The sequence below is a fragment of the Desulfitobacterium sp. genome (assembly GCF_035539115.1).
Lineage (GTDB): Bacteria > Bacillota > Desulfitobacteriia > Desulfitobacteriales > Desulfitobacteriaceae > Desulfitobacterium_A.
Genome location: NZ_DATLJA010000074.1, coordinates 1 through 7,559, shown reverse-complemented (window position 1 = coordinate 7,559; position 7,559 = coordinate 1). Strand labels below are relative to the sequence as shown.

General features: G+C 40.5%; 6 protein-coding genes. 3 read left to right on the top strand and 3 right to left on the bottom strand.

Annotation, left to right across the window (positions count from 1 at the left end; translation table 11 throughout):
- Positions 1-506: 506 nt before the first annotated feature.
- Complete coding sequence (locus VM640_RS12205) at positions 507-1,472, bottom strand: transposase (protein ID WP_325392588.1); 966 nt, start codon at positions 1,470-1,472, stop codon at positions 507-509.
- A gap of 229 nt (positions 1,473-1,701) precedes the next feature.
- On the opposite strand from VM640_RS12205, the gene VM640_RS12200 reads away from it, so the two are divergent.
- From VM640_RS12200 to VM640_RS12190, 3 genes are all read left to right on the top strand, one after another.
- A complete protein-coding gene (locus VM640_RS12200; RefSeq protein WP_325392586.1) occupies positions 1,702-2,130 on the top strand; it encodes a hypothetical protein in 429 nt (142 codons plus the stop codon).
- A gap of 593 nt (positions 2,131-2,723) precedes the next feature.
- Entirely contained in the window at positions 2,724-2,930 is a 207-nt protein-coding gene (locus VM640_RS12195; RefSeq protein ID WP_325392584.1) for a Uma2 family endonuclease, read from the top strand.
- A gap of 252 nt (positions 2,931-3,182) precedes the next feature.
- A complete protein-coding gene (locus VM640_RS12190) occupies positions 3,183-4,397 on the top strand; it encodes a sensor histidine kinase (RefSeq protein WP_325392582.1) in 1,215 nt (404 codons plus the stop codon).
- Positions 4,398-4,620: 223 nt separating this feature from the next.
- Here VM640_RS12190 and VM640_RS12185 read toward each other — a convergent pair whose 3' ends face one another.
- Both VM640_RS12185 and ald read right to left on the bottom strand, forming a co-directional pair.
- Positions 4,621-6,018: an amino acid permease gene (locus VM640_RS12185; RefSeq protein WP_325392580.1), complete on the bottom strand. Its 1,398-nt coding sequence runs from the start codon at positions 6,016-6,018 to the stop codon at positions 4,621-4,623.
- A 128-nt stretch (positions 6,019-6,146) separates the two neighbouring features.
- Positions 6,147-7,280 (bottom strand): alanine dehydrogenase, encoded by a 1,134-nt coding sequence (ald, locus tag VM640_RS12180; protein ID WP_325392578.1) that lies wholly within the window; start codon positions 7,278-7,280, stop codon positions 6,147-6,149.
- Positions 7,281-7,559: the final 279 nt, after the last annotated feature.

Below are 7,559 nucleotides of genomic sequence, written 5' to 3'. Positions count from 1 at the left end.
AAATCACCTCAAACTACAGTATAGATAAATTATATTGAGATATCTATGGTTATCTCCACTATACTATATAATTCAACACAATTGAGGTAGATTCCTGCTTTTTGATGAAAAAATCAGAGGGTTTCTGCACCAGAATCATTTTTAGGTTTAGCTAAAGAATTCCAAGGTCAAAGTTATGATTTGATGGTCGCTCATACTTCTATTGTAACCATCCGTTATATGCTATTAAGTGTTGAAACTAGGGAAAACCATGACAGTAAGGCACATGGAGGGATGTTCTATGAGTTCTGTGATGAAATTAAATCCATAGAGTTTCGAGAGGCATTTTTACTTATCGTGAACTTGTTTATATCAACGATTCGCGAAAATCTCTTCCTCTCTAAGAAAATGATTGATAAATCTTTACAGATTTCATGAACAAACTCCCGAAATTTTTGAAGCATCGACTAGGATTGGCATCTACATAAGTTGCCTATTTCGTCAACTGCGAAAGTTGAGTAATATAATCAGAGCATGGCAAGCAAACTAAGAAAGTTTGTGTCAGCACATGTCTCAGCAAAATTGGCCACATAGCCGACGTGACTCTTACCCGCCTTTTTCCGAAACGTTGCCACTGCATCAAAGGCGGATTGAAGGGAACTCGCGTCGATATCTTTGTTCTCTTTAGCTAACCACACTTTGCGTTCGTCGTCATAAAGCGTTTGTTCCTTTAGAAAGCGAACGAGTACCTTGATTTCTGGACGCATTTGCAATTCCAAGTTGTCTTTCACGAGTTGGCTCAGTTCACCTCCTAAATTCAAGAGTTTTTCTAGGCGTGACGAGACTTCGGTATCTTTCAATTTATAGAGAAGGATTGTCTTGTAATGCGGATCTAAGACCTCTTTAAAATCAGAACTAAGAATTTCTGGGGGACATGCCTTGATTCCTTGAAGTAACACATCATAAGCCAAGGCGAGCCGTCCAGCCCGTTTGATGTTAGACATAATCTGAGTCGAATCCATTCTCTGTTCGTCGGTATCAAGTTGAGCTACTTTAATGAAGTGTTGGACGAGTGTTTCAAACTGTTGAAAGATCACACCCCCTTCCTTGGGATGTTCCAATGTGTACTTATACAGTCTGGCCCGAAAATCATAGAACGTTCTGCGTGCAAAATACAGTTCACCGATATTACGGATGCCCAAGGCATAGGAAATTTGAAAGTCATAGGCAAACGCGTCAAAAAGAACTTCATCAACAAAATTCTTTAAATGCTTGATGATTTCAAGCGCAACCAAGATGTTGATCGGGAAATTCGGACGTCCATTATCACTCGAATAAAGAGGAGCAAATAAGTTCTCGTCAATTTTACAAAAAACATGCTCATAAAACAGCCCAGCCCAACTCTTTTCCAGTCTCTTTTTATAGCGATGATCCATTCCACTCAAATTATTAAATAATTTCTCTTGTCTATGCGTTTTGTTTTCTCTAAACATAGCAAAAATCACCTCAAATCATAGTATAAGCAAATTATATCAAGATATCTTTGAATATCTTTCTTATACTGCATAATTCAATATAACAGGGGTGAATTCCTGCTTTTAGACAAAAAATCAGGGGGTTTCTGCACTGGAATCATGATTATATCTAAAATATAAGTAAACCACAACCCCAACTATTTTTAAACTTAAATAGTTGGGGTTGGCACTGAAGGAGGATGATATTATGCGTATTGCTTTAATTATATTACTCTCTTTAATTCTAGGTGGTTGTAGCAACGTAAGTAACAGCACGAATGCAACTATTCCAATAACTAAGTCAGATGTTATTTCTGGAACGTTCGAAGAATACAATACTCTCGACAGTGCAAAACAACTTTTAGTTAAGTATCTGGAACATAAACCAAATGGGGCCGATGCACAGGTTATTGATTATAAGATAAGCGAAGTAAAGATTTATTCTGAAACCTCTTCTGAATTTGTTTTTACTGCTAAATATTCGGTCCAATATGATAAAAATCAAGCCGGATCTGGAAACGGTATCCCTTCCGAAAACGGTTGGATTTTAGATAAATTTCAGTTCTTTAAAGTTACTCGGAACGGAAAGACGTATCAAATAATAGATATTACTACTTCTCCCCCTGTATCACGATAAATTACCGTAAGGGATTATATCCGATTCGGTATTTGCTTTTATCTGCCTCAGTTTTGGATGCAAAAACAGTCAAAAGACGTGATTCTGGCATTTTCACACAAATTCCATCAACGAGATTAGAACTTGATGATCTTTTTCTTGTACTAACAGAAAGTATAAGTTTTGGGCAGATAGCATAAGTGCAACCAGCGGTTTTCTTTAGCATAGGCAGCCCTCTTACTCTCGTTGTAATATCAAACTTATCACTATTATGGAATGTGTCAATAAAAAATGAGCCTTAAAAGAGTATAATGATCTAAGAAAACTGATTTAGTTGCACACAAAGGGGAAGAGTGTGGAGTGATTGTTCATGGGGAAATGACGGTAGTCGCAGGAGATAAGGAGTATCTTCTGCGGGAGGGGGCTACCAGGTATTCGGGACGAAGAGTGGGTCTTGGGGAGTTTCTGTCTTAGTGGCCTGGGTAATCGGAACCTTGGTATTGGATAGCTTGGATTTACTATAATCTAGGAGTGACATGTTGGAAAACTGCTAGTTAAATCTTAACTGGGCATGATATAATAGTGCAAATGGGAAAGAAAGGGAGATATCTGCCATGTCGCTTACTCCAAATGAATTAAGTACGCGCTTCACCTACAGGGATTATCTTAGATGGCCAGAGGACGAGCGTTGGGAACTCATAGATGGGGTGCCCTTTGACATGACACCTGCTCCTTCGACAGATCACCAAGAAGTATTGGGTGAACTGTACTTGGCTTTTGCTAATTATCTCCGAGAAAAGTCTCATTATTCCCCTATCTGAGGTTTTTCGATAGAACAAAGTTGTGGGGAATCATCCTTAAACCGGATGTCTATCTCGATGAGAAATTTAATTAAAACAAGAACATTTTACTTTTTAACTTTATGGTTGTACCTTTCAAAAAGTAATGAGGCTCCAAAAGAAATACTGAGCATATTTCTTTTGGAGCCTTAGTTTTTTGAGAATAGATGGAGTTATAATTGAAGTAGCTCTGGGAAAAAATCTGCATAAGTGCATAAGTGCAGGAGGATAGGTATGGATCATCAGCTAAATAACTTGTTTGATCTCGTTGAGAAAGACAAGCTGGTAAGGATTATTGAAACGTTTACAAAGGCTACTGACATTACGATTGATATTAATGATGCGATGGGATCCCCAGTGGTTCAACACGATTACTTTTATGGGTTTTGCCGCAGCATACGTTCCAGCGAAGGGGGTCTTCAACGCTGTATTGATTCCAATGCCCAACTCGGCGATGACACTGTCAAGAATAGCAACGCATGTATGGGGAAATGCCATGCCGGGGTAATGCTTATGTCCGTGCCGATTGTCGTTGATCAACAGTTCCTCGGGTCCATAACCTGTGGGCAGATGCATCTTGAGAAACCAGGGGCTAAAGAAATTCAGGATATGCTTCAAGCTACCGTGGACTTGGGCCTTGATCCCGAACAGCTGACCCGTACTTTCCAGGAAATAAACGTTATTAGTATGGATAAATGTCAGGCTGCAGGTGGATTGATTCAGATTGTGGTTAATTATATTGTAGAATTGATTTACCGAGCTAAAATGCTCGAAGAGCTTGGCCGAGAAAAACTAAAGGCTGCTGAGGATGCGCGAATTATTGATGAGCTTGAGCATACTTTGCATAAAGCAGAATTGAGAAACTTACAAGCTCAGATTAAACCTCACTTCTTATTTAATACATTAAATACGATCACCAGTTTAATCACTTTGGGCGAAGACAAGAAAGGCTTGAAAACGCTTTTTGCTCTGTCAAACTTATTGAGGAAAAACTTCGATCATCCGGATGAGATGGTTTCGTTACAGGACGAACTCCATTATGTTGAAAATTATCTCCTTATTCAAAAAAACAGGTTCGGAGATCGTCTTGAAGTATCGATCGAAGTTCCAGAAGAGATAAAAGACGTCCAGATTCCTTTTTTAAGTTTACAGCCTTTGGTTGAGAATGCCTGTATCCATGGGCTAGAGCCTAAGGAGGGTATAGGCCATCTCTGGATAAAGGGGCAAAAGCTAAGTGATATCTTGGAGATTTCTGTGATGGATGATGGAGTAGGCATGGTTCCAAGCAGCGGTGTTTTTGATTTAAGTGAGAATAACCGGACTATGGCAGGAATTGGTCTCCGTAATGTGCATAAGCGTCTGCAGCTACAGTTCGGTAAAGAGTCTGGGGTCAAATTTAAATCTGAACATGGGATGACTACGGTTAGTTTATTCGTTCCTGCACCTTAAAAAGCGAGGTCTTAAGAGATTAAAATCCGGAGATAGCGGAGACGATCAATATTCTTATTTCTTGGCACCAAGTCTTTTGACTTGGTGCCCTCGTCCTGTCCACGCTGTGCTTCGGTGGTCGAAGAATTCGAGTGTTCATAAGATAATGTTAAAATGCCTAGAGATCGAAATTCAACCTCTAGGCATTTGCTTCTATTTTTTGCAACCCTTTCTATTTGGTGACTTAGGATAAATCGTCTTCTAATTGAACTTTACTATGATGACTCCCATAGATTGCATAGACAATTAAACCTAGGATAAGCCAGACAATGAAACGAATCCAGGTGATAATGGGTAAGTTATACATCAGGTAGAGGCAGAAAAGAATGGCTAAAATCGGAACAAGCGGCACGAAAGGAACTCTGAAAGGACGATGAAGATCGGGTTTTGTCTTTCTGAGGACGATAATTGCCGCCGACACAATGACGAAAGCAAAAAGTGTACCGATATTGGCCATTTCAGCAAGAACCTTAATTGGCGTAAAACCGGCAAGAGCCGCCACTAAAATCCCTATTATCCATGTTCCTCGGTAAGGCGTTTGAAACTTAGAGTGGACTTTCGAAAAGGTATGGGGTAAGAGCCCATCTCGAGACATCGCAAAGAGGATACGGGATTGGGCGTACATGTCAACCAGAAGGACGCTAGTAATTCCAGCCATTGCACCAACTCCGAGAAGAGCTGCAGCCCAGTGGTTACCAATCATATTAAGTGCGAAGGAAACAGGCGCCGGAGTATTTAATTGGGTGTAATTCACCATACCGGTCAAGACTAATGTAACAATAATATACAAGATAGTTGAAATCAATAAGGAAGCAATAAGTCCAATTGGCAAATCTCTTTGCGGGTTTTTAGATTCTTCAGCAGCTGTTGAAACAGCATCAAATCCAAGATAAGCAAAAAAGATTATGCTTGCGCCTGTCATAACTCCTTGCCAACCAAACGGCAAGAAAGGATGCCAATTGGAAACTTGAATATGTGATGTACCGATAGCAATAAATAATATGATAACCAAAAGTTTTACAACGACAATGATGTTATTGACCCATTTGCTCTCTTTAATTCCTACGGTTAGGAGACAGGTAATAATACCCACAATAAATATTGCTGGAAGATTGATAAGACCGCCTGCTGCAGGAGAATTGATCGCCCAAGCCGGCAAGTCAATACCAATCGCTGAGAACAAAGACACCGCGTAACCAGACCAACCTACGGCAACTGTCGATGATGCTAAGCCATATTCGAGCAACAAGTCCCAACCAATTGTCCATGCGAAAATTTCTCCTAAGGATGCGTAACCATAGGTGTAAGCACTTCCCGCTACAGGAATCATAGATGCAAATTCAGCATAACCCAAGGCAGCAAAAGCGCTGGCGACTCCTGCGATGATAAAGGATATTACTAAGGCAGGTCCTGCAAAGTTACTTGCACCAATACCGGTTAAGACAAAGATCCCTGTACCGATAATCCCACCAATTCCGAGGGCAGTTAAATCAAAAACACTTAAGGCTTTTTTCAATTTATTGGGTTGTTCTTCTGCTTCTAATAGTAATTGATCTACGTTTTTTTTTCTGAAAATATTCAAGGTTATTTACACCTCACTTCTTCTTCAGACAAACGAATGCTTGTTCTCTGCTGGGTTTTTAAATTTGCTTAATCTTGGCATTACCCTTATCCCTTAAACTTTATCCTTAAGGGATAAGGGTTAAGGGATTAGAATTCGGCAGGAACTTTTGTTACGTCCGCCAAGGGAGTGTATTCCAGCTTGAGAGCTTCGGCAACGGCCTTATACGTCACTTTACCGTGAATAACATTGACGCCGCGGGCCAGGGCAAGATCCGTTCTAATAGCTTCGGCATAGCCCAAGTTAGCGATCTTAAGTGCGTAGGGCAAAGTTGCATTGGTTAAGGCGAAGGTCGAGGTATTGGGTACAGCGCCAGGCATATTGGCTACGCTATAATGGATAATTCCGAACTTTTCGTAGGTTGGATCAGTATGAGTCGTCACCCGATCGACTGTTTCTACGCTACCCCCTTGGTCAATAGCGACGTCAACGATAACCGAACCGGGTTTCATCGCTTTAACCATTTCAACGGTAACAAGTTTGGGAGCTTTAGCACCGGGGATGAGGACTGCTCCGATCAGCAAGTCTGCTTCGGCAACAGCCTGCTTAATATTATAGCTGTTGGACATTAAGGTTTTGATACGGGCGCCAAAGATATCATCGAGATAGCGGAGACGTCCAATATTTAAATCCAGGATCGTGACATCTGCTCCCATGCCGATGGCCATTTTAGCAGCATTAGTTCCCACGATACCACCGCCGACAATCGTAACTTTAGCGGCGGGTACACCGGCGACCCCACCTAACAAAATACCTTTTCCGCCATTTGGCTTTTCCAAAAACTGAGCACCAATTTGAATGGACATCCGCCCGGCTACTTCACTCATGGGTGAAAGTAGAGGCAATGTTTTGTCAGCAGGTTGAACTGTTTCGTAAGCAATACCCACAACATTTTTCTTAAGTAAGGCTGCGGTCAGCTCAGGTTCCGGTGCTAGGTGAAGATAGGTAAAAAGAAGTTGGCCATTTCTAAACAAATCATATTCGGCGGGTAGGGGTTCTTTAACTTTCATGATCATATCAGCGGCGGCATAAACGTCATGCGGGTTAGTCAGTATCTCAGCACCGACAGCAAGATAGTCTTCATTGCTAATTCCACTACCGGTACCCGCATTATTTTCAATGACAACTTGGTGTCCGGCTTTGCGGAAGGCGTCTCCACCGGCAGGAGTTAGCGCTACACGGTTTTCGTTATTTTTAATTTCTTTGGGTACTCCAATAATCATTTGAGGTATTCCCCTTTCAATTAATTAAAATTAGTATGTACTAATCATCTCATAATTTATGCAAGACACCATACAAAATAATGCACAGTTTTAGCAAAATATTATCAGAATATTTTAATTAATGATAAAATATTGTTCTACCCGAATTATTCATAGTGGCTTAAACAATCACTAAAGTAATTAAGATTCTTCTAATTGATGCAGCAAAAGGATACTATCAACGCCCGAAAAAATTAACGGTTTAATCATTTTACTTAAATTTCCATTATTAAAGCTAGA

Bases quoted from the DNA above. Each gene is read 5' to 3' on its own strand.
- VM640_RS12205 (WP_325392588.1), bottom strand. From the start codon at position 1,472: ATGTTTAGAGAAAACAAAACGCATAGACAAGAGAAATTATTTAATAAT.
- VM640_RS12200 (WP_325392586.1), top strand. From the start codon at position 1,702: ATGCGTATTGCTTTAATTATATTACTCTCTTTAATTCTAGGTGGTTGT.
- VM640_RS12195 (WP_325392584.1), top strand. From the start codon at position 2,724: ATGTCGCTTACTCCAAATGAATTAAGTACGCGCTTCACCTACAGGGAT.
- VM640_RS12190 (WP_325392582.1), top strand. From the start codon at position 3,183: ATGGATCATCAGCTAAATAACTTGTTTGATCTCGTTGAGAAAGACAAG.
- ald (WP_325392578.1), bottom strand. From the start codon at position 7,280: ATGATTATTGGAGTACCCAAAGAAATTAAAAATAACGAAAACCGTGTA.